Below are 20,554 nucleotides of genomic sequence, written 5' to 3'. Positions count from 1 at the left end.
GGGGCGCAGTGGGGGCTGCTGCATGTTGCATGCAACTTAGCCCAGTTTCCCTACATGTCAAGTAGGGATACTTGGCCAGGCCCGGATGGCGGGCGCGCGGCGCCGGGCCTCCGGCTCCGGACCGCCGGTAAATTCGCCGTTAACTATGCAATCGCTCCGTCGTGCGCAGTTTCCTCGCCCAGTAATGTCCTGAGCGTGTTGATCAGCCCGCATGAGCAGGAGCGGCTGCTCCTGCATGTCGCCGCTTCGGTCGCGCAGGAGCGCCGCGCCCGGGGCCTGCGGCTCAACCATCCGGAGGCGACCGCGGTCATCGCGGTCCACGTGCTGGAAGGCGCGCGGGACGGGCGGTCGGTCGCCGAGCTGATGGAGTCGGGCCGCACGGTGCTCACCCGGGAGGACGTCATGGAAGGCATTCCGGAGATGCTCGACTCGGTGCAGGTCGAGGCGACCTTCCCCGACGGCACCAAGCTCGTCACCGTCCACCGGCCGATCCCTTGACCGCGCGCCCGCTCGTCCCCGGCGAGGTCGTCCCCGCGGAGGCCCCGCCGGTCGCGCTCAACCCCGGCCGCGCCCGTGTCGTGGTCACCGTCGTCAACACCGGTGACCGTCCCGTCCAGGTCGGGTCCCACTACCACTTCGCGGCCGCCAACCCGGCGCTGGAGTTCGACCGCGCGGCCGCGTGGGGGTTCCGGCTGGACGTGCCCGCCGGCACCTCCGTGCGGTTCGAGCCGGGGCTGACGCGCGAGGTGCCGCTGGTTCCGCTGGCCGGGCACCGGGTGGTCCCGGGCCTGCGCCCCGAGCAGGCGGGAGCGCTGGATGGCTGAGCTGTCCCGGGCCCGGTACGCGCAGCTCTACGGCCCCACCGCGGGCGACCGGATCAGGCTGGCCGACACCGACCTGTTCATCGAGGTCACCGAGGACCGCAGCCGCGGCGCGGGCGCCGGCGACGAGGTCGTCTTCGGCGGCGGCAAGGTGATCCGCGAGTCGATGGGGCAGGCGCGCACCACCCGCGCGGACGGCGCCCTCGACATGGTCATCACCGGGGCGGTCGTCCTGGACCACTGGGGCGTCGTCAAGGCCGACGTCGGCATACGCGACGGCCGGATCGTCGCCCTCGGCAAGGCGGGCAACCCCGACACGATGGACGGCGTCCACCCGGACCTGGTCATCGGGCCGTCCACCGAGGTGCTCGCGGGCAACGGCCGCATCCTGACGGCGGGGGCCGTGGACTCCCACGTCCACTTCATCTGCCCGCAGCTCCTGGAGGAGGCGCTCGGCGCCGGCGTCACCACCCTCGTCGGCGGCGGCACCGGACCGGCCGAGGGGACCAAGGCCACCACCGTGACCGGCGCCTGGTACATGGCCCGGATGCTGGAGTCCCTCGACTCCTGGCCCGTGAACATCGCGCTGCTCGGCAAGGGCAACACGGTCGGCGAGGACGCGCTGTGGGAGCAGCTGCGCGCCGGGGCGTCGGGCTTCAAGCTGCACGAGGACTGGGGCTCGACCCCCGCGGCCATCGACGCCTGCCTGCGCGTCGCCGACGCGTCCGGCGTGCAGGTCGCCCTGCACACCGACACCCTCAACGAGGCGGGGTACGTCGAGTCGACGCTCGGCGCCATCGGCGGACGGTCGATCCACGCGTACCACACCGAGGGCGCGGGCGGCGGGCACGCGCCCGACATCATCACCATCGCCGGGCACCCCAACGTGCTGCCCTCGTCCACCAACCCGACCCGGCCGCACACCGTCAACACGCTCGACGAGCACCTCGACATGCTGATGGTGTGCCACCACCTCGACCCGTCGGTGCCCGAGGACCTCGCCTTCGCCGAGTCGCGCATCCGGCCGACGACCATGGCCGCCGAGGACGTCCTGCACGACCTGGGCGCCATCTCCATGATCGGCTCGGACTCGCAGGCGATGGGGCGGATCGGCGAGACAGTGATCCGCACCTGGCAGACCGCGCACGTGATGAAGCTGCGCCGCGGCGCGTCCGGCGGGACGGGCGCGGACCCCGCCGACAACCTGCGGGCCCGCCGCTACGTCGCCAAGTACACGATCAACCCGGCCGTCGCGCACGGCCTGGACGGCGAGGTCGGGTCGGTGGAGCCGGGCAAGCTCGCCGACCTGGTGCTGTGGCACCCGGCGTTCTTCGGCGTCCGCCCGCAGGTGGTCGTGAAGGGCGGGGTGATCGCGTGGGCGGCGATGGGCGACGCCAACGCCTCGATCCCCACGCCGCAGCCCGTCCTGCCGCGCCCGATGTTCGGCGCCGCGCCGCTGACCGCCGCGAGCACGTCGGTCCACTTCGTGGCGCCCGCCGCGATCGAGGCGGGCCTGGCCGACCGGCTGGCGGTCGGGCGCGCCCTCGTGCCGGTCAAGGACACCCGCGGGCTCGGCAAGGCCGACATGCTCCTCAACGACGCCCTGCCGGAGATCGCGGTCGATCCGGACACCTTCACGGTCTCGATCGACGGGGACGAGGTCGAGCCCGCTCCCGTGACCGAGCTGCCGATGGCGCAGCGCTACTTCCTGTTCTGATGGCCCCTCCGGCACTGCTGCTGCTCCTCGCCGACTCCCGGCTCCCGGCGGGCGGGCACGCCCACTCGGGCGGCCTGGAACCGGCGGCGGGCGCGGGCGCGGTCTCCGACCTCGGCACGCTCGCGGCGTTCCTGCGGGGACGCCTCGACACCGCAGGGCTGGTCACCGCCGCGCTGTCGGCGGCCGCCTGCGCGCACGCCGCCGGCGAAGGGGTGGACTGGGACGGGGCGGACGAGGCGCAGGAGAAGCCGGACTCCTGGGCCGTGCTCGATGCCGAGGCGGACGCCAGGATGCCGTCGCCCGCCGGGCGGCGGGCCTCCCGGGCCCAGGGAAGGTCACTGCTCCGCGCCGTCCGCGCCATGGCACCGCACCGGGCGCTCGACGCGCTCGCGGCGTTCCCGGCGCCGCACCACCCGCTCGTCCTCGGCGCGGCCGTCGCCGCCGCGGGCGGCTCGCCCGCGGACGCCGCCTCGATCGCCGCGTACGGGGCGGTCACGGGCCCCGCGTCCGCGGCCGTGCGGCTGCTCGGGCTCGACCCGCTGGCCGTCCACCAGGCCCTCGCCGATCTCGCCCCGCGGGTGGACGCGCTCGCCGCCGAGGCGGCCGGGTACGCGGACGGCGACCCGCGGGCGCTCCCCGCCGTGTCGGCGCCCGCCCTCGACATCTTCGCCGAACTGCACCTCCAGGCGGATCTGCGCCTGTTCGAATCATGACGGCCGGCGGCCGGTTCAGGGAGAGGAAGCCCGATGGGCGCGAACCACGATCATGACCCGCACCCCGCCCCGCGGCCCGGCGGGCGGGCGCTGCGGCTGGGCGTCGGCGGCCCGGTCGGCAGCGGCAAGACCGCCCTGGTGGCGGCGCTGTGCCGGACGCTCCGCGACGAGTTCGCGCTCGCCGTGGTGACCAACGACATCTACACCACCGAGGACGCCGACTTCCTGCGCCGCAACGCGGTGCTGCCGGACGACCGGATCGCCGCCGTCCGCACCGGGTGCTGCCCGCACACCGCCATCCGCGACGACATCTCCGCCAACCTCGACGCCGTCGAGGCGCTGGAGCACCGGCACGGGCCGCTCGACCTGGTCATCGTGGAGAGCGGCGGCGACAACCTCACCGCCACGTTCAGCCGGGGTCTCGCCGACCGGCAGATCTTCGTCCTGGACGTCTCCGGCGGCGACAAGGTCCCGCGCAAGGGCGGGCCCGGGGTGAGCGGCGCGGACCTGCTGGTCGTCAACAAGACCGACCTGGCCCCGCTCGTCGGCGCCGACCTGGAGGTCATGGACCGCGACGCGGCGCACGTGCGCGGCGGCAGGCCCGTCGTCTTCGGCTCGCTGCGCGAGCAGCCCGGCGCGCCCGAGGTCGCCGAGTGGGTCCGGGGCGTCGTCGCCGAGCACCGGGAGACCGGAGGGGCGTCCGCCGCCGGATCGCGGGCGGTCGCATCCGGAGCCCCGTGACCCGGCATTACACGGCCCATGCGGCCGTCCGTGCCGAAGGTGACGCCGCCGGGCGGACCCGGCTGGCGACGCTGCGCTCGGACGGGCCGTACGCGCTGCGCGAGACGCCGGACGCCGTCTACCTGGTCGGGGCGGCGGCGGGCCCCCTCGGGGGCGACCGGCTGCATCTCGACCTGGAGGTCGGAGCCGGGGCGTCCCTGGCCGTGCGCTCCGTCGCGAGTTCGCTGCTGCTCCCGGGCGACGGCGAGTCGGAGGCCGGCGTGACCGCCAGGGTCGCGTCCGGAGCGCACCTCGACTTCGCCCTGGAACCCGCGGTCGCCACGGCGGGATGCCGCCACCGCTCGGTCGCCGACATCGTCCTCGCGGAGGGCGCCACGCTGCGCTGGCGCGAGGAACTCGTCCTGGGACGGCACGGCGAGCCCGCGGGCCACTACAGCGGCCGGATCGACGTCGTTCTCGACGGCGTCCCTCTGCTGCGGCACGAACTGCGGCTGCCCGATCCGGAGATGCGGGCCGGCGGCGCCGTCCTCGGCGGGGCGCGCTGCGCCGGGAACGTCCTGCTGGTCGGTCCCGGCCTGGTGAAGGACGCCCACGCCGCCGAGGGGATGGCGGTCATGCCGCTCGCCGGGCCGGGCGTCCTCGTCACGGCGCTGGCGCCCGACTCGGCGACACTCCGCCGCCTCCTCGTCCAGGGCGAGCAGCACGCCCGCGGCTGACCCCGCTCGCACCCGCCCTCCCGTCCGGTGACCGCACAAGGGGCCGGCGGCGGCGGTGAGGTCCTGTTGACGCATCGGAAACAGAGCAGAATTCCGAAGGACACAGCGCGGGGTTTGCATTGACCCGACTCAAGGTGTGAGGCGGCCGCCGGTAATGGCGGATGCCGCGCACTGGTTTCGGGGCCTGTCCGCAAGGAGTGGTACGTGCTCAGGAGATCTCGATCGGTACTGGTTTCGCTGGCGGCCGCGTCGCTGCTTTCCCTCGCCGCGTGCGGTGAGGGAACGGACGCGGCAGGCGGCACGGCGTCGAGTGGAAACACCATCAAAGTCGGTGTGCTCCATTCGCTGAGCGGGACCATGGCCATCAGCGAGGTGACGGTCAAGAACTCCGAACTGCTGGCGATCGAGCAGATCAACGCCGCCGGGGGAGTCCTCGGCAAGAAGCTGGAGCCCGTGGTCGAGGACGGTGCGTCCGACTGGCCCACCTTCGCCGAGAAGGCGCAGAAGCTCATCCGCAAGGACAAGGTCGCCACCGTCTTCGGCGGCTGGACCTCGGCCAGCCGCAAGGCGATGCTGCCCGTCTTCGAGCGCAACAAGGCGCTGCTGTGGTACCCGGTGCAATACGAGGGGCTGGAAAGCTCGCCCTATATCTATTACACCGGGGCGACCACCAACCAGCAGATCGTGCCGGGGCTCGACTATCTGAAGGAGAAGGGCAAGAAGAAGCTCTTCCTCGTCGGCAGCGACTACGTCTTCCCGCGCACCGCGAACAAGGAGATCAAGGCGTACGCCAAAGCCAACGGCATGACCATTCTCGGGGAGGAGTACACGCCCCTCGGCGCGACCGAGTACAGCACGCTGGTCAACAAGGTCATGCAGGCGAAGCCCGACGCGGTGTTCAACACCCTGAACGGTGACAGCAACGTCGCGTTCTTCAAGCAGCTGAAGAGCGCGGGCGCCACCGCCTCGTCCCTTCCGGTGATGTCGGTGAGCATCGCCGAAGAGGAGGTGAAGGGCATCGGGGTCGACAACATCGCGGGCCAGCTCGTCGCCTGGAACTACTACATGACGACCCCCGGAAAGACCAACGAGGAGTTCGTAAAGGCCTTCCAGGCCAAGTACGGCTCCGACAAGGTGACCTCCGACCCGATGGAGGCCGGCTACAACGCGGTGAAGCTGTGGGCGGCGGCGGTCGAGAAGGCCGGGACGACCGAGGTGGAGGCCGTGAAGAAGGCCGCGGGCGGCATCTCCCTCGACCTGCCCGAAGGACGGGTGACGATCGACGGCGCCAACCACCACATGTACAAGACCGCCCGGATCGGCGTCGTCCAGCCCGACGGCTCGATCAAGGAGGTGTGGAACTCCGGCAAGCCGATCGCGCCGGACCCCTACCTCAAGAGCTACCCCTGGGCCGCCGGCCTGTCATGACCCCTGAAGGCCCACCTACCCCCATGACAGAGGGCACCGAGGAGTCGCATGGAAGCTCTGCTCAGCCAGCTGCCGATCGGACTCAGCATCGCCGCGGTGCTGCTGCTGGTGGCGCTCGGCCTGACGTTCACGTTCGGCCAGATGGGCGTGATCAACATGGCCCACGGCGAGTTCATGATGGCGGGCGCCTACACCGCCTACGTCCTGCAGGACTGGACGGGAAGGCAGGCCGTCCTGGTGGCGCTGCCGGTCGCCTTCGCCGTCGCGGGCACGATGGGCGTCGTCCTTGAGCGGGTCGCCGTCCGCCGCTTCTACGGGCGGCCGCTCGACACGCTGCTGCTCACCTGGGGCGTCAGCCTGCTCCTCCAGCAGCTCGCGCGGGACATCTTCGGCGCGCCGAACGTCCAGGTCCGCGCCCCGGGCTGGCTGGACGGCGGCCTGCGGATGTTCGGTTCGCAGGTGCCCTGGACGCGGCTGTTCATCGTCGCCCTCGCGGCCGTGTCGGTCCTCGCGATCTGGGCGTACCAGAACCGGACGCGGCAGGGCCGGCGGATGCGGTCGGTGATGCAGAACCGCCAGCTCGCCGCGTGCAGCGGCGTCAACACCGGCCGGGTCGACCAGCTGACGTTCTTCATCGGGTCCGGCCTCGCCGGGATCGCGGGCGTGGCGCTGACGCTGATCGGCCCGATCGGGCCCAACCTCGGCACCTACTACATCGTGGACGCGTTCCTCGTCGTGGTCGCGGGCGGGCTCGGCCGGCTGAGCGGCGCGGTGCTGGCGGCGCTGGCCCTCGGGCTGCTCAACTCCTACGCGGAGTTCTGGACGGACGCGAGCCTGGCCAAGGTGATCGTCTTCGCGGCCATCGTGCTGTTCCTCCAGGCGCGGCCGCAGGGCCTGTTCGTCCTCCGCAGCCGGGCGCTGACATGACCGCCCGGCTGCGCGGGCCCGCGCTTTTCACCGCGGTGGCGCTGCTGGTCCTGGTGGTCGCGCCGCTCGCCCTGGACCCGTTCCGGCTGGGGCTGCTCGCCAAGTACCTGTGCTTCGCCATCGCCGCGCTCGGCATCGGGATCGCCTGGGGCCAGGGCGGCATGCTCACCCTCGGCCAGGGCGTCTTCTTCGGGCTGGGCGGCTACTCGATGGCGATGTACCTCAAGCTCCACGACGCGGGGCCGGGCAACCTGCCCGACTTCATGGTGTGGAGCGGGGTCGAGCGATTGCCCGCCCTGTGGAAGCCGTTCTCCAGCCCGGTGGTCGCGATCGCGGCGGCCGTGCTGGTCCCGGCGGCCGCCGCGACGGTCCTCGGCCTGCTGGTGTTCCGCCAGCGGGTGCGCGGCGCCTACTTCGCGATCCTCAGCCAGGCACTCGCCGCCGCGTTCGTGATCTGGCTCGTCGGGCAGCAGGGGCTCACGGGCGGCACGAACGGCCTCACCCACTTCTACGACGTCTTCGGCCGCGACCCCGAGGAGGACGGCTCCAAGCGCCTCTTCTACTTCGTGGTGGCCGTCGTCCTGGGGGCGCTCTACCTGCTGGCCCGCCAGCTGGTGAAGAGCCGCTTCGGCCGGCTGCTCGTCGCGGTCCGCGACGGCGAGGACCGCGTCCGCTTCCTCGGCTACAACCCCGCCACCGTCAAGACCGTCGCGTTCGCCGTCTCCGCGGCCATGGCGGGGATCGCCGGCGCGCTGTACGTGCCGGTGGTCGGCATCATCTCGCCGTCGCTGCTCGGGGTCGTCCCGTCGATCGAGCTCGTGGTCGCGGTGGCGATCGGCGGGCGGTTCTCGCTGGCCGGGGCCGTCCTCGGCGGCGTCCTGCTCAACTGGGCGCACACCACCTTCAGCGAGCAGTACCCGAGCGGCTGGGTCTACCTGCAGGGTCTGATGTTCATCCTCGTCATCATGCTGATGCCGGGCGGCGTCGCGGGAGGCGCGCAGCGCGCCGTCCAGGCGGTCAGGCGGTACCGGACGCGCGGCGGCTCCGCCCGGCGTCCCGAGACCGCGACGGCCGGGGCGGCCGGGGCGGCTCCGCCGGCCTCGGCGGCCGAGCAGCCGGAGGTGGCAGCACCGTGACATCACTCGACCGCGCCGGAGCGTCCGGCGCACCCGGGCCGGAGACCGCGGCGGCGCCGCCGCGGGCCGCCGGACCGGCACTTCTGGAGATCCGCGGGCTGGAGGTCGTCTTCAGCGGCTTCCGGGCCCTGGACAAGGTCGACCTCACCGTCCGGCAGGGCGAGCTGCGGTTCCTGATCGGACCCAACGGCGCCGGCAAGACCACGCTGATCGATGTGATCACCGGGCTCACCCGTCCGGCGGGCGGGACGGTGACGTTCGGCGGCACCCCCCTCGTCGGGCGGCGGGAGCACCGGATCGTCCGGCTGGGGATCGGGCGGACGTTCCAGACCTCCGTGGTCTTCGAGGAACTCACCGTCCTGGAGAACATCGACCTGGCCGCGTGCTTCCGCCGCCCGCTGGCGGGGCTGCTGCGGCAGCGGCGCGGCACGTCCGACATCGTGGCGTCCGCGCTGGAGCGGGTCGGCCTGGCCGGCCTGGCGGACCGTCCCGCCGGGGTGCTGTCGCACGGGCAGCGCCAGTGGCTGGAGATCGGCATGCTGATCGCGCAGCGCCCCCGGCTGCTGCTGCTGGACGAGCCCGTGGCGGGGATGAGCCGCGACGAGCGCGAGAGGACGGGCGAGCTCCTCACGGAGATCGCCGAAGACCACACGGTCATCGTCGTCGAGCACGACATGGAGTTCCTCCGCCGGTACGCGTCGCAGGTGACCGTTCTGCACGAGGGCACCGTGCTCATGGAAGGAGATGTCAGCGAGGTGCAGGCCGACCCCCGCGTCCAGGAGGTCTACCTCGGACGGGCACGGGACGAGGACCCCGCATCGGCGAGCGCGGGGACCGGCCCCGGCAAGGAGCGGACATGAGGCCCTTCACGAGCGAGGAGGCGGCGTGACCGACGCAGTGCTCCAGGTGAGCGGCCTGCAGGCCGCGTACGGGCGGTCGCGGGTGCTGTTCGGGGTGGACCTGACGGTCCGCCCGGGAGAGCTGGTCACCGTCATGGGACGCAACGGGGTGGGCAAGACCACCCTGCTCAACTCGATCATGGGCCTGCTGCCGCCGACGGCGGGCACGGTCGCGTTCGACGGCACCGACGTGACGCGGACGCCCACCTTCCGGCGGGTCGGGATGGGCATGGGGTACGTCCCGCAAGGGCACGGGACGTTCCCGCAGCTCACGGTCTGGGAGAACCTCCAGGTCGCGGTGGAGGCCACGGGGCGGAGCCACCGGGGCGCCATCGACGAGGCGCTCGACGTCTTCCCGCGGCTGACCGGGCTGCTGAAGCGCCGGGCCGGGTTCCTGTCGGGCGGGCAGCAGCAGCAACTGGCCATCGCGCGGGCGCTGGTGACGCGGCCGCGCATCCTGATCCTGGACGAGCCGACCGAGGGCATCCAGCCGTCGATCGTCCTGGAGATCGAGGAGACGATCGAGAGGCTGCACCGGGAGCACGGCCTCGCCGTCCTGCTGGTGGAGCAGTACTTCGACCTGGCCGTCCGGCTGGCGGACGCCTTCGTGATCCTCGACGGCGGCGCCGTCCGGCGCTCCGGGACCGCCGAGGACCTGCACGACGACGAGGTCAAACGCCTCCTCTCGGTGTGAGCCGGGCGGCGGTCACCACTTGTAGTCGAGGAACTTGCCGTCGAAGGTGACGACGACGCGGTCCCCGTCCGGGGACGGGCGCCGGGCGATGTCGACGCGGAAGTTGATGGCGCTCATGATCCCGTCCCCGAACTCCTCATGGATGAGCTCCTTGAGGGCCGGCCCGTACACCGAGAGCGCCTCGGTGAACCGGTAGATCGTGGGATCGGCCATGACCGCCGGGTCGGTGCCGCGGGACGGCTGGAGCGTCAGGCTCTCGGCGACCGGCTCGTCCAGCCCGAGGAGCGCGCAGACGCGGTCCGCCTGCTCCCGGGTCAGCGGGTGCTGCCCGAGCAGGGCCGCGGTCGTCCACACCAGCGGGGTGCCGAGCTCCTCGGCGATCCCGGCCCAGGTCAGGCCGCGCCTCGTCCGGGCGGCGATGATCAGGCCGGCGGCCTCGGACTTGCTCATGACGGGCTCCATGTCGGGCTCCTTCGCGGTGGGTCGGCTTCGCAGTGGATCAGCGCCACAAGGCTTACCCGCAGGTCAGGTCGCTCCGGAAGGCCGACATCAACTGTTCACGGCCTGGAAACCCGGGACCGGCCGATGAGACCGGCGTGTTACGGCCGTGTGACGTCGCGGGGACGTCGCCGGGCGCGCGCGGGTGAGCGGCCCGTCACGAGAAGGTTCCCGTCCGGTCATGGGCGCGAAATTCCTCCTGCTCAGGCTTGTGCGGGCAGCCAGCCCACATTTCGTGCACGCCGCTGGAGGAGTTATCGCATGTCCTATGTGAATCCGACGGAGCTCGCCCGCAAGATGATCGACGCCGGTGAGGCGAAGGTCTTCATGTCGACCCGCGACACCGTGATCCGTGCCTACATGGCCGGAGCCATCCTCGCGCTGGCCGCGGCGTTCGCCGTCACGGTCAGCGTCCAGACGGGCCAGCCCCTCGTCGGCGCCCTGCTCTTCCCGGTCGGGTTCTGCCTGCTCTACCTGATGGGCTTCGACCTGCTGACCGGGGTGTTCACCCTCGTCCCGCTGGCGCTGCTCGACAAGCGGCCCGGGGTCACCGTCCGGTCGGTCCTGCGGAACTGGGGCCTGGTCTTCGTCGGCAACTTCGCCGGCGCCCTCACCGTCGCGCTGATGATCGCGGTCATCCTCAACTACGCCTTCACCGTGGACCCGAACGAGGTCGGGCGGCAGATCGGCTCGATCGGCACGTCGCGGACGGTCGGCTACGCCGACCACGGCGCCGCCGGGATGCTGACGCTGTTCATCCGCGGCGTCCTGTGCAACTGGATGGTCTCCACCGGCGTCGTCGCCGCGATGATGTCCAGGTCGGTGTCCGGCAAGGTGATCGGGATGTGGATGCCCATCCTGGTGTTCTTCTACATGGGCTTCGAGCACTCGGTGGTCAACATGTTCCTGTTCCCGTCCGGGCTGATGCTCGGCGGCGACTTCTCGATCGGCGACTACCTGCTCTGGAACGAGATCCCCACGGTGATCGGCAACCTGGTCGGCGGGCCGCTCTTCGTCGGCCTCACCCTGTACGCGACCCACGCCCGCAACCGGACGGAGCAGGACGCCGCCCCGGCGCCCGCGGAAAAGGCCCCGGCCCCGACGGAGGAGGCCCCGGCCCCGGCCGAAGTGAACGCGTGACGCCCGCCCTCAGCCGCCGAGCAGGGAGGAGTAGCCACCGGGCGAGATCGGCGCGTCGCTCCAGCGCCGATCTCGCCCGGTGAGAACTCCGCCGGACGTCTATTCATGCCGAGTGGTTCGTCCCGGAGGGCTCGGAATCATGCGAGTCGGGACGAACCCAGCGGTGATAGGCGTCCATGTCGACATTGCTGCCGCAGAGGATGGTGACCACATGGCGGCCGGCGAAGCGGTTCGGGTCCTCCAGGACGGCGGCGACGCCCAAGGCCGCCGAGGGTTCCACGACCAGGCCCGCGTGCCGCAAGAGCATCCGCATGCCCGCGACGATGGACGCCTCCTCGACCAGGACGGCGGCATCGGCCACCACCAGAAGGTCGTCCAGCACGGCCGGGATCGGGTACCGGCCGGCGACACCGTCGGCGATGGTGTCGGTGGAGTCGGTGGTGACGACCCGGCGCTCCCGCCAGGAACGCGTCATCGCGGGCGCGCCCTGGGGCTGCACGCAGATCACCTCGGCTCCGGGCGCCAGGGTCTTCAGGACGTAGCCCACGCCGGTGGCCATGGCACCGCCGCCCAGGGCGATCAGCACGGCGTCGAAAGAGGGCGCGTGCTGCGCGAGTTCGAGACCGATGGTCGCCGCTCCCTCGCACGTTTCGATGTCCAGGCTGTCTTCGACAAGCCGTATGCCGCGCCGTCGCGCGATGTCCGCCGCCCGCTCCCGGGCCATGTCGAAGTCGCCGTCGACCACGTCCAGCACCGCGCCCGAGGCGCGGATCCGGTCGAGCTTGGCGGCCGGCGCGTGGCGCGATGCCACGACCGTCACGTCCAGGCCGTGGCGACGGCCCGACCAGCTCAGTGCCCAGCCGAGATTCCCGGCGCTGGCGCACACCACGGCCGTCCGGCCCTGCTCGCTCACCCGGTCGGCGACCACCTCGGTGCCCCGCCCCTTGAAACTGCGGACCGGGTTGGCCGTCTCCAGCTTGATGCTCACCGTGCAGCCCAGTGCACGTCCCAAGGAGTCGCACGGGAACAGGGGAAGTCGAGGAACACGGGGTCGATCACGCGGCGCGCCGCGTGGATCCGGTCGAGATCGAGGCGCGTCGTCAGCACGACGCACCACCGTACCCGCCCCGCCCGCACCGGGAGAATGAGCGTCCGCTCCGTAGTCTCGATGACCGGGTGGGCGCGCTCGATCCCCGCTGGTCGTGATGCGTGAAGGTGGACGACCGTGGCATGAACCTGTGGTCGGCCAAGCTGGAATCGCGGGGGCGCTGGGATGGTTGGTGTCGGTGTGAAGAAGATCGGTTTTCTCTCGTTCGGCCACTGGAGCGACAGCCCGGGAAGCCAGACCCGGTCGGCGTCGGACGCGCTGCTCCAGTCGATCGATCTGGCCGTGGCCGCGGAGGAGCTCGGCGCCGACGGCGCCTACTTCCGCGTGCACCATTTCGCCCGGCAGCTGGCGTCGCCCTTCCCGCTGCTGTCCGCGATCGGCGCGAAGACCTCGCGCATCGAGATCGGCACCGGCGTGATCGACATGCGCTACGAGAACCCGATGTACTTCGCCGAGGACGCCGGCGCCGCCGACCTGATCTCCGGCGGGCGGCTGCAGCTCGGCATCAGCCGGGGATCGCCGGAGCAGGTCATCGACGGCTGGCGGTACTTCGGGTACGAGCCGTCCGAGGGCGACACCGATGCCGACATGGCCCGCAAGCACACCGAGGTGCTCCTGACGGTGCTGCGGGGCGAGGGCTTCGCCGAGCCGAATCCGCGGCCGATGTTCCCGAACCCGCCCGGACTGCTGCGCATCGAGCCGCATTCGGAGGGCCTGCGCGACCGCATCTGGTGGGGCTCGGGCTCCAACGCCACCGGCGTGTGGGCGGCCAAGCTGGGCATGAACCTGCAAAGCTCCACGCTGAAGAACGACGAGTCCGGCGAGCCGCTGCACGTCCAGCAGCGCAAGCAGATCGAGGCTTACCGGCAGGCATGGAAGGACGCAGGGCACGAACGCGAGCCGCGCGTGTCCGTCAGCCGCAGCATCTTCGCGCTGACCAGTGACCTGGACCGCGCCTACTTCGGCCGGAACGCCGACTCGGGCGACCAGATCGGAATGATCGACGAGAAGACCCGGGCCGTCTTCGGACGCTCCTACGCGGCCGAACCCGACGTGCTGGTCAAGCAGCTCGCCGGCGACGAGGCCATCCAGGCCGCCGACACGCTGCTGCTCACGGTCCCCAACCAGCTCGGCGTCGACTACAACGCCCACGTCATAGAGAACATCCTGACCCACGTGGCCCCCGAACTAGGCTGGCGCTAAAGCACCACCACCGGCCGCCTTCCCCAGGTGGAATATTCGGTGGCTTCAGTCGGCCGGTGGTGGTGGGGTGTCGGGGTGAAGAACGAGCGCAATTGGCGGCCCACATTTCTGCCCCTTCGTCATCACGCACGAATCACCCCGGTTCAGGATGGCGACGTGCAGGTGCGCGCCTCGGTGGGCCCCAGCGGAGAGGTCATCGCTCTCTGGTCGGCCGCACCTGATGTGCAGGCGGTGACGTCGGCGACGACCCAGCCGGGCTGGGCCACATTCCCAGATCCCCGCGCTTCCCGCCCGGCGACCGTCCGGGTAACGGTGCACTCGCCGGCACCGACCAGTGCGACCACGATCCGCGACTTCCCGCTCGCGCACCCCACCGTCCAGCCGCTGCCGGACGGTCGGATCCTCGCCGTGGGCGCAAGGGCCCGCTGGCGCGAGGCCGGCCCGGACCGCAATGCGATCGTCTACTCCGCCGAGGGAACCGCTCTCGCCGCCGAAACGTTCGGCGACGGCATCGAGCACGTCTTCACCACGGCCACCGGTCACATCTGGGTCGGCTACTTCGACGAGGGTGTCTTCGGAAACTACGGCTCGGGCGGCGCTGAGGGGCCGGGGCCGATCGGGTCCTCCGGGATCGTGCGTTTCTCGCCGGACCTGAAAATCGACTGGCATTTCCCGTCCGGCATGAACGACCCCTGGGGCATGATCATCGACTGCTATGCGCTCAATGTCGGCGCGGACGCCGTCTGGACGTGCTATTACACCGATTTCCCCATCGTCCGCGTCCAGGATGGGACCGTCACCGGCTGGCACAACAACGATGCCGTCGCCAGGGCGCTCATCGCCGAGGGCTCCCGCGTCGCCCTGTACGGCGGGTACAGCGCCGACCACGGCCGCCTGGTCGCCGGACAACTGTCCGACGGCCGATGGCAGGACACCAGGGAATACCGGGTCGTGCTCCCGGACGGGCGGAAACTCCCCGACGACGTCCACGTCATCGGACGCGGACCCGACCTGCACTTCCTCACGTCCGGCGGCGACTGGTACCGACTCGACCTCGACGACATACCGCCGAACCCCTGACCAGGGCCGAAGTCGGCCACGACGACCCCCACCCGGCCCCTCAGGCGTCATCGTTGGTCTTGTGCCGTGAGCTCCTCCTTACGGTGCAGGAGAGTCCTGCGCTTGTGGTGTGCGCGGACGTTGAACAGAGCGGTTCCGGTGATGAGGACGCCGCCGACGATGAGCGCGGGGATCAGGCCGCGGTCCCTGATCGCGGCGAGGGTCACGGTGACGGCCGTGGTCAGCAGCGCCGCCGCCAAGGCGAGCCAGCCGGCGATCACGCGGTCGAGGGCGAACAGGGGAGCGCGGCGTGCGACCAGCCACGCGCCGTAGCCGCTCCACGCCAGGCAGGTCAGGGTGAGCAGGGCGAAGGCCAGCTGCGTCCGATCGGGCAGGCCCCCGGGCTCGGTGGTCCACAGCGTGGTGACGAATGCCGCTCCCGACAGCCCGGTGAGCAATGCCGCGACACCCCGCAGCCGCTGCCGGCGGGACAGCATCGGTGCCAGCCGGTCGATCATGTCCTCGGCGGACGGACGGGTCTCGTCGGTCATGGCCGGTATCCCCTCTCGATCAGGTGCTCGCGGAGCAGGCGACGGGAACGGTTGAGCCGGGATTTGACGGTGCCCGGCGGAATCGCGCAGATCTGGGCGCAGTCCTCGATCGACAGGTCCTGCAGGTAGAACAGGATGAGGATCTCCCGTTCACGCACCGGCAGGCCGGCCAAGCCCGCGATCAGCTCGGCCCGGTCCACGGCCGCGTCCGCCGGATCCGCGGTGACCGGCTCCTCGCTCGTCTGGAACGCCTCGTCGGCTTGGGCACGGGCGTATTCATGCCTGAGCCGGTTCACCACGGTGCGGCGGGCGATCGTGAAAAGCCAGGGACCGAATCGGCCCGGTTCGGTCAACCGGGGCAGCCCGCGCAATGCCGCCACCCAGATCTCCTGAGTCACGTCATCGGCTCGCTCGGCGTCCAGCATCCGCCGTACGAATCCCCATACCGGTGCGTGCCAGATCCTCACCAGCTCAGCGAGAGCCTCACGTTCCCCTAGCTGGCAGCGGACCACCAGCAACTCATCGGTCATCTCGTCCTCCCGTCACCAGCACAGTCGGACGCCGCGACCATCAGGTTCACGCCCGGGATCGCCTCGGCCCGGCGCCGCCGGACGAGCTGAAAGACTGCGAGCATGAACAGTTCAGCGTGGGACGAGGTCCTCGCCGCGGCTCAAAGAGCGCCGTATCCGGTCACAATGCTCGCACCGGACGCTGAGCGCGCGCACAACTGCCTGGAGATGCTCGGCATCACGACGAGGTCGTGGCTCGGGGCCGTGGTGGCCCATACCGGCGGGATCTGCATAGACCACGGTTGGCTTCGGGTGCTCGGCAGTGGCGCGGACGGCCTTCCCGACGTGACGGTCGAGGCCGATCCGGCTTCGCGTCGGCTCGTCGTGGGCTACGACGTGCTGGGCGGCCAGTTCGCCTGGGCGCCGGCCGCGCCGGGGGCGCCACCGACCATCCAGTACTTCGGCCCGGACGATCTGGACTGGCTCGACTTGGAGCAGGGCTACGCCGATTGGCTGTACGCCATCCTCGCCGGTTCGCTGACGCAGTTCTACGAAACCCTGCGCTGGCCCGGCTGGGAGACCGAAGTGGCCGCCCTGCCCCTCTCCGAAGGCATCCACGCCTGGCCGCCGCCGTCGACCGTGGAGGGCCAGGACCTTTCCAAGGTCTCCCGGAAGGCCGTGCCAATGGCGGAACTGGTCTCCTTCCACCATGAGATGACACGGCAACTGGGTTAGCCATGCCCGGCGTTCCCGTCCGGCCATGGAGCAAGGGGCCGGTGGCGGCGACCAAGGGGGACCGGCATGTGTCAGCGGTGTCGCTGTCGTAGCTCGTAGTGCTGGGAGTGAAGGTCGAATCTGCTGAGCACGGCACGCGCCTGGGGCGGTACGTAGGACTGGGTGGGCCCACCGGCGAACCGTTCGATCGCGGCCATGTCCTCGAAGACCATGGCGGTGAGGAATTCGTGCTCGCCGGTCTGCTCGGCGGGACGGCGCCGCCAGACGTCGAACGAGCGCAGGCCGTCGAGGTTCCTGGCCAAAATGCCCGGTGCCACGTCCGTGTTGAGGATCTCGTCGTAGTCGTCGGCCAGCTCGGCGGTCGTCCAGCCGCGCCAGAGTCGGAGGATCATCTCACGCTCCCCATTTTGACAGTATGCTGTCATTCTATGGACTCCACGCGATCGTCGGCAACGGTCGAGGCGTACCGCCTGCTCATCGCCGACGTGTACCAGTTGGCCGGGCTGTCGCGGCACACCGCCGAGGAGATCGCCCGAGAGGAGGGCCAGTCGACCGCGCGCTGGCACGTCCTCAGCGTGCTGAGCGAACGGCCGATCACGGTGTCGGCCGCCGCACGGCGGCTGGGCCTGGCCCGGCAGAGCGTCCAGCGCGTCGTCAACGAACTCAAGGACGCGGGGCTGGTCGTCGCGTCCGACAACCCCGATGACGCGCGGGCTCCTCTCGTCCGGCTCAGCGACCCGGGCAGGGAGACCTTGGCACGCCTGGACGACGCCGGAGGCCGTCACCGCAGCCGGCTCCTCGCCGGCACCGACCTCGACGAGGCGAGCCTGAGCCAGGCGCGAACCACCATCCGGCAGCTCATCCGCATGCTGTCGGCACCGGCGCCGGACGAGGCCACGCGATGACGCCGCAGGTCGCAGGCCCGAAGGGACCACACGCGGTCGTGGGCGGTGCGGTCGTCAGGGCGGCTCCGGTGTGGTGAGTCTGTTCTGGACGTCGGCGACCAGGTTCGCTGCGTGCGGGCCGGCGGCGTAGCGGGCCGCTTCGAGGGCCTCGACGGCCGCGGCGAGCGGGTCGGGGTTGGTCGCGCGGTGCAAGGCGAGCCAGACCCATGGGTGTTCGCCGTCGCCGAGCTGGGAGCGGCGGGCGCGCAGGCGCGCGTCGGGTGTCAGGGCCCGAGCGGTGAGGCTTGCGGCGATGTCGGGGTCGTCGCCGAGTTCCGCGTAGTGGGCCGCCTGAGCGGCGGCCCACCAGGCCAGGTCGCGCAGGGTCGGTTCGGGTTGCCCTGTCAGCGCCTCGGCGGTGGGGTCGGGCGGCATGCCGGGGTAGAGGCGGTACGGGTACAGCGTGGGCAGGTCGGGCACGATCCGGAAAGCGATGTCGGCGGCTTCGATGCGGGCCAGGTCGTCGGCGGTGATGCCGTGGCCGGTGAACCGCTGCACCGCGACCAGGCCCATCAGGCTCGTGCCGCGGTGATGGTCGGCGAAGTCGAGACCGGCGAGCGTCCCGGCGACCGATGGCGGCGCGTCCAGAGGACCGAAGGGCTCCTCCGACAGCAGCACGTCGCCGTGCTCGGCGAACGACAATCGTGTCATCGCGTCGACATTCCAGTACATGCTCGCGGCCCGGCCGCCGGTGGACGCTCGGGCCAGCACCGGCTGGGTCGAGCCTTGCCAGCCGTTGTACTCGACGGCGACCACGGCACCGCCCACGTCCACCACGGCGACCCAGGGATCGATCGACTGCTTCTCCAGCAGTTCCATGGAGATGGTGCGCAGCGACTCCGGGCGGTCCGGGTCCGCGTTGAAGGCGCGCAGCACGTCCGCGGCGTCCGCCCCGGTCACCACCGTGACCGTCGCCGCCTCGGACAGGGAACTGCGGCGCAGCCACCGGTAGGCGGCCTCGGGCGGGTCGGGACGCACGGGCTCCGGCTCGCCGCGCAGCCGGTGGCCGAGCCGATCGCTCAGGGCGTGCACGGTGTCGGGGGCGGCGGGAGCCTGCCACACCATCAGCTCGTAGGACTCGGTCTCGTCGGCGCCGTCCCGGCCGCGGGCGTGCACACGCAGCCGGTAGTCGCCCGGCCAGGGGGGAGTGGCCCCGTGCAGGCGAGGCCCGGGCGCCTGGAGCCCGGTCAGCGAGGCGCCGCCGGTCGTCGCCCGCCAGCTGATCTCGACGATCTCCTCCCAGCCGGTCGCGACGTCCGGCGGCGGCTCGTCCAGGACGTGGAACAGAACCCGGACGTCTCCGTTCTCGACGCCCGTGCGAATCACCGCCCCGCCCGGGACGGCCGCGACGAGCCCGTTGCGGCTGAAGTCGGCTTCCGGGGCGGTGCCCTCCTCCAGGAGCGCGAACCGGTGCCCCGTCACTGTGGCCCGCTCGCTGGACGCGACGGGCAGCCGGTATTCCGCGCGAATCCTGGCGAGTATCGCGGCCGCGTATGCGTGGGGCATCGGGGTCTCTTGCAAGAGCAGGCTCGCGGTGCCGATCGCGACGCCGAGCACGGCCGGCGGCTGGATCGCCTGGGAGTTAACACCCACCCGGTGCAGGACGGCGGTGGCGGTGGACACGGCCAGCGCAAGGTATGCGGCACCATGCGCCGCGGCCACATCCGGCTCGTCGGTGACATCGGACCCCACCGCAAGGAGCGCGGCCATGCGCGGACGGGCGGCCAGCCGACGCGCCAGCGCCGCGACCAGCGGCAGGGCACCCGGCCGGATCCGGTCCAGCATCGCCGCCTCGTGGACCGCCTCGCTCGCCCCGTCCGTCATCCCCACACCGAAGGAACCGGTGGAGGGCTCGCCGAGGAGACCGGTCAGGTCCGGTACGCCGGCCAGGTCCAGTTCCGGCACGGTCAGTTCCAGCGCACCGAGCAGACGCTCGACCAGCAACGATGGCAGCGCGCCGAGCGCATCGCGCACTGGCGAATCCCCTGCCGCCGAACGTGACCATCCCCCGGCCCTGTGTCCGGTGATCGATCTACGGATCGGCCACATGCCGTCGGCGGTGGCCCGCAACCGGCCGAGTTCCGCCGCGGGTGCGTCCGGAATGCGGGCGACGACCAGCGGAATCGCCGCCGCCACCGGCCCTTCGATCTCCTCTGGTAATGCGTCGGGGACGTCGAGCACGGCACCTCCGGCCATCGATTTACAAGACGGACATGAACACTAGTCGCGGATTGTCCTAAATGTACTTGGATCTGGCATATATCTTGTCCGGAGCCGGACGTCTCCGGGGAAGCGCCGGAAAGTGTCGGAGGTTGCTTCTACCCTGGGCCGATATGGCGGAGCGCTGGATCACCAAGAATGGTCGACGGATTCCGATCGATGGCGGCGGCGGAGGGACGGCCGTCGCGGCCGGAGTGGCAGCGGTCATGATCTTCGGTGGCGGTGGTGTCACCGGTGCCGGAAGAGGCTCCTCGGTGAGCTTGGAGTCGATCAAAGTTCGCAAGGTGGATGCGAAGCGTTCCGCGCGTAAGGGCAGAGCCGACGAGGCTTGGCGACGTTTGGGAACGCGGCGCTTGAAACGGTCGGCCACCCGGCGGAACCGAGAATGTGTGAGCGCCACGTACGGGCAGGTGCAGCGGTCCCTTCTTCGCAATCCGTGCACTTCGCTGTACCGGAGGCTGTTCGCCATCGCCGACCGGCAGGGGAACATCGCCCTCATCTCGGTTGCCTGGGTGAGGTTTCGCAGCACCGGCGCCCGGGAGCGGTTCCAGGAAGTGATCGACGTCTACGGCACCGGCGACATCAAACCGTTGGGCGCGGCCGCGCTCGGCTTGCGGAGCATCCGGTTCACCGGTCGTTATTACCATTCGATCGGCAGGGGCAAGCGGCTCACCGTCGCCGAGGCCGAGGCGGTCAAGGGCGGTTTCGCACCCAAGGTGCTCGATGGATTCGCCGAGATCGCCGCTGAGTTGCCCGGTCCATCGCCCCGGCGACGCTGACCTACCGCGTCACCTC

23 protein-coding genes are annotated in these 20,554 nt (G+C 71.2%); 17 read left to right on the top strand and 6 right to left on the bottom strand.

Annotated features, from left to right (window positions below; all coding sequences use genetic code 11):
* Nucleotides 1-195 precede the first annotated feature (195 nt).
* The 11 genes from CHF16_RS29985 to urtE all read left to right on the top strand — a co-directional run bounded on the left by CHF16_RS29985 (nucleotide 196) and on the right by urtE (nucleotide 9,792).
* Nucleotides 196-498 carry an urease subunit gamma gene (locus CHF16_RS29985; protein ID WP_089329508.1) on the top strand — a complete coding sequence of 101 codons (303 nt, stop codon included), beginning with the start codon at nucleotides 196-198 and terminating at the stop codon, nucleotides 496-498.
* The gene (locus tag CHF16_RS29980; protein ID WP_089329507.1) at nucleotides 495-824 is read left to right on the top strand and encodes an urease subunit beta; all 330 of its coding nucleotides are present in this window, start codon (nucleotides 495-497) and stop codon (nucleotides 822-824) included. The genes CHF16_RS29985 and CHF16_RS29980 overlap by 4 nt, the downstream gene beginning before the upstream one ends.
* Nucleotides 817-2,538 carry an urease subunit alpha gene (locus CHF16_RS29975; RefSeq protein ID WP_089329506.1) on the top strand — a complete coding sequence of 574 codons (1,722 nt, stop codon included), beginning with the start codon at nucleotides 817-819 and terminating at the stop codon, nucleotides 2,536-2,538. Before CHF16_RS29980 ends, CHF16_RS29975 begins: the two co-directional genes overlap by 8 nt.
* Nucleotides 2,538-3,251, top strand: coding sequence for an urease accessory protein UreF (locus CHF16_RS29970; protein ID WP_089329505.1), 714 nt, complete (start codon nucleotides 2,538-2,540; stop codon nucleotides 3,249-3,251). The genes CHF16_RS29975 and CHF16_RS29970 overlap by 1 nt, the downstream gene beginning before the upstream one ends.
* Before the next feature lie 33 nt (nucleotides 3,252-3,284).
* A complete protein-coding gene (ureG, locus tag CHF16_RS29965) occupies nucleotides 3,285-3,992 on the top strand; it encodes an urease accessory protein UreG (RefSeq protein WP_089329504.1) in 708 nt (235 codons plus the stop codon).
* Nucleotides 3,989-4,708, top strand: coding sequence for an urease accessory protein UreD (locus CHF16_RS29960; RefSeq protein WP_089329503.1), 720 nt, complete (start codon nucleotides 3,989-3,991; stop codon nucleotides 4,706-4,708). The genes ureG and CHF16_RS29960 overlap by 4 nt, the downstream gene beginning before the upstream one ends.
* A gap of 204 nt (nucleotides 4,709-4,912) precedes the next feature.
* The gene (gene urtA / locus CHF16_RS29955; protein WP_089329502.1) at nucleotides 4,913-6,136 is read left to right on the top strand and encodes an urea ABC transporter substrate-binding protein; all 1,224 of its coding nucleotides are present in this window, start codon (nucleotides 4,913-4,915) and stop codon (nucleotides 6,134-6,136) included.
* Nucleotides 6,137-6,184: 48 nt separating this feature from the next.
* Nucleotides 6,185-7,063, top strand: coding sequence for an urea ABC transporter permease subunit UrtB (urtB, locus tag CHF16_RS29950; protein ID WP_089329501.1), 879 nt, complete (start codon nucleotides 6,185-6,187; stop codon nucleotides 7,061-7,063).
* Nucleotides 7,060-8,199 (top strand): urea ABC transporter permease subunit UrtC, encoded by a 1,140-nt coding sequence (urtC, locus tag CHF16_RS29945; RefSeq protein WP_089329500.1) that lies wholly within the window; start codon nucleotides 7,060-7,062, stop codon nucleotides 8,197-8,199. The genes urtB and urtC overlap by 4 nt, the downstream gene beginning before the upstream one ends.
* A gap of 83 nt (nucleotides 8,200-8,282) precedes the next feature.
* On the top strand, nucleotides 8,283-9,059 hold the full coding sequence (gene urtD / locus CHF16_RS29940) for an urea ABC transporter ATP-binding protein UrtD (protein ID WP_218826908.1): 777 nt from the start codon (nucleotides 8,283-8,285) through the stop codon (nucleotides 9,057-9,059).
* A gap of 25 nt (nucleotides 9,060-9,084) precedes the next feature.
* Nucleotides 9,085-9,792, top strand: coding sequence for an urea ABC transporter ATP-binding subunit UrtE (gene urtE / locus CHF16_RS29935; RefSeq protein ID WP_245869521.1), 708 nt, complete (start codon nucleotides 9,085-9,087; stop codon nucleotides 9,790-9,792).
* Between the two features lie 12 nt (nucleotides 9,793-9,804).
* Here the strand turns inward: urtE and cynS are convergent, their stop codons facing one another.
* The gene (cynS, locus tag CHF16_RS29930; protein WP_218826905.1) at nucleotides 9,805-10,242 is read right to left on the bottom strand and encodes a cyanase; all 438 of its coding nucleotides are present in this window, start codon (nucleotides 10,240-10,242) and stop codon (nucleotides 9,805-9,807) included.
* Nucleotides 10,243-10,551: 309 nt separating this feature from the next.
* Here cynS and CHF16_RS29925 point away from each other — a divergent pair, with 309 nt between their 5' ends.
* Nucleotides 10,552-11,430 (top strand): formate/nitrite transporter family protein, encoded by an 879-nt coding sequence (locus tag CHF16_RS29925; RefSeq protein ID WP_089329496.1) that lies wholly within the window; start codon nucleotides 10,552-10,554, stop codon nucleotides 11,428-11,430.
* A gap of 103 nt (nucleotides 11,431-11,533) precedes the next feature.
* Here CHF16_RS29925 and CHF16_RS29920 read toward each other — a convergent pair whose 3' ends face one another.
* Complete coding sequence (locus tag CHF16_RS29920; RefSeq protein ID WP_281259411.1) at nucleotides 11,534-12,544, bottom strand: threonine ammonia-lyase; 1,011 nt, start codon at nucleotides 12,542-12,544, stop codon at nucleotides 11,534-11,536.
* A gap of 174 nt (nucleotides 12,545-12,718) precedes the next feature.
* On the opposite strand from CHF16_RS29920, the gene CHF16_RS29915 reads away from it, so the two are divergent.
* Together CHF16_RS29915 and CHF16_RS29910 are read left to right on the top strand one after the other, a co-directional pair.
* Complete coding sequence (locus CHF16_RS29915) at nucleotides 12,719-13,741, top strand: LLM class flavin-dependent oxidoreductase (RefSeq protein WP_089329495.1); 1,023 nt, start codon at nucleotides 12,719-12,721, stop codon at nucleotides 13,739-13,741.
* Nucleotides 13,742-13,816: 75 nt separating this feature from the next.
* The gene (locus tag CHF16_RS29910; RefSeq protein WP_143228171.1) at nucleotides 13,817-14,821 is read left to right on the top strand and encodes a hypothetical protein; all 1,005 of its coding nucleotides are present in this window, start codon (nucleotides 13,817-13,819) and stop codon (nucleotides 14,819-14,821) included.
* A 47-nt stretch (nucleotides 14,822-14,868) separates the two neighbouring features.
* Here CHF16_RS29910 and CHF16_RS29905 read toward each other — a convergent pair whose 3' ends face one another.
* Both CHF16_RS29905 and CHF16_RS29900 read right to left on the bottom strand, forming a co-directional pair.
* On the bottom strand, nucleotides 14,869-15,351 hold the full coding sequence (locus CHF16_RS29905) for a hypothetical protein (RefSeq protein ID WP_089329493.1): 483 nt from the start codon (nucleotides 15,349-15,351) through the stop codon (nucleotides 14,869-14,871).
* Entirely contained in the window at nucleotides 15,348-15,881 is a 534-nt protein-coding gene (locus CHF16_RS29900; protein ID WP_089329492.1) for an RNA polymerase sigma factor, read from the bottom strand. Before CHF16_RS29900 ends, CHF16_RS29905 begins: the two co-directional genes overlap by 4 nt.
* A 102-nt stretch (nucleotides 15,882-15,983) precedes the next feature.
* Between CHF16_RS29900 and CHF16_RS29895 the strand changes: the two genes are divergently transcribed.
* Nucleotides 15,984-16,595, top strand: coding sequence for a DUF2625 family protein (locus CHF16_RS29895; RefSeq protein WP_089329491.1), 612 nt, complete (start codon nucleotides 15,984-15,986; stop codon nucleotides 16,593-16,595).
* Nucleotides 16,596-16,666: 71 nt separating this feature from the next.
* Here the strand turns inward: CHF16_RS29895 and CHF16_RS29890 are convergent, their stop codons facing one another.
* Nucleotides 16,667-16,987: a hypothetical protein gene (locus tag CHF16_RS29890; protein ID WP_089329490.1), complete on the bottom strand. Its 321-nt coding sequence runs from the start codon at nucleotides 16,985-16,987 to the stop codon at nucleotides 16,667-16,669.
* Between the two features lie 36 nt (nucleotides 16,988-17,023).
* On the opposite strand from CHF16_RS29890, the gene CHF16_RS29885 reads away from it, so the two are divergent.
* Nucleotides 17,024-17,500, top strand: coding sequence for a MarR family winged helix-turn-helix transcriptional regulator (locus tag CHF16_RS29885; RefSeq protein ID WP_089329489.1), 477 nt, complete (start codon nucleotides 17,024-17,026; stop codon nucleotides 17,498-17,500).
* A gap of 54 nt (nucleotides 17,501-17,554) precedes the next feature.
* Here the strand turns inward: CHF16_RS29885 and CHF16_RS29880 are convergent, their stop codons facing one another.
* Nucleotides 17,555-19,513: a DUF6461 domain-containing protein gene (locus CHF16_RS29880; RefSeq protein WP_218826903.1), complete on the bottom strand. Its 1,959-nt coding sequence runs from the start codon at nucleotides 19,511-19,513 to the stop codon at nucleotides 17,555-17,557.
* Nucleotides 19,514-19,872: 359 nt separating this feature from the next.
* Here CHF16_RS29880 and CHF16_RS39755 point away from each other — a divergent pair, with 359 nt between their 5' ends.
* Nucleotides 19,873-20,538: a hypothetical protein gene (locus CHF16_RS39755; RefSeq protein ID WP_143228170.1), complete on the top strand. Its 666-nt coding sequence runs from the start codon at nucleotides 19,873-19,875 to the stop codon at nucleotides 20,536-20,538.
* Nucleotides 20,539-20,554: the final 16 nt, after the last annotated feature.

The sequence above is a fragment of the Actinomadura meyerae genome (genome assembly GCF_900188445.1).
Classification (GTDB): Bacteria; Actinomycetota; Actinomycetes; order Streptosporangiales; family Streptosporangiaceae; genus Spirillospora; species Spirillospora meyerae.
Note: the sequence above shows the minus strand (reverse complement) of the source record. Positions and strands in the feature narration are given on the sequence as shown.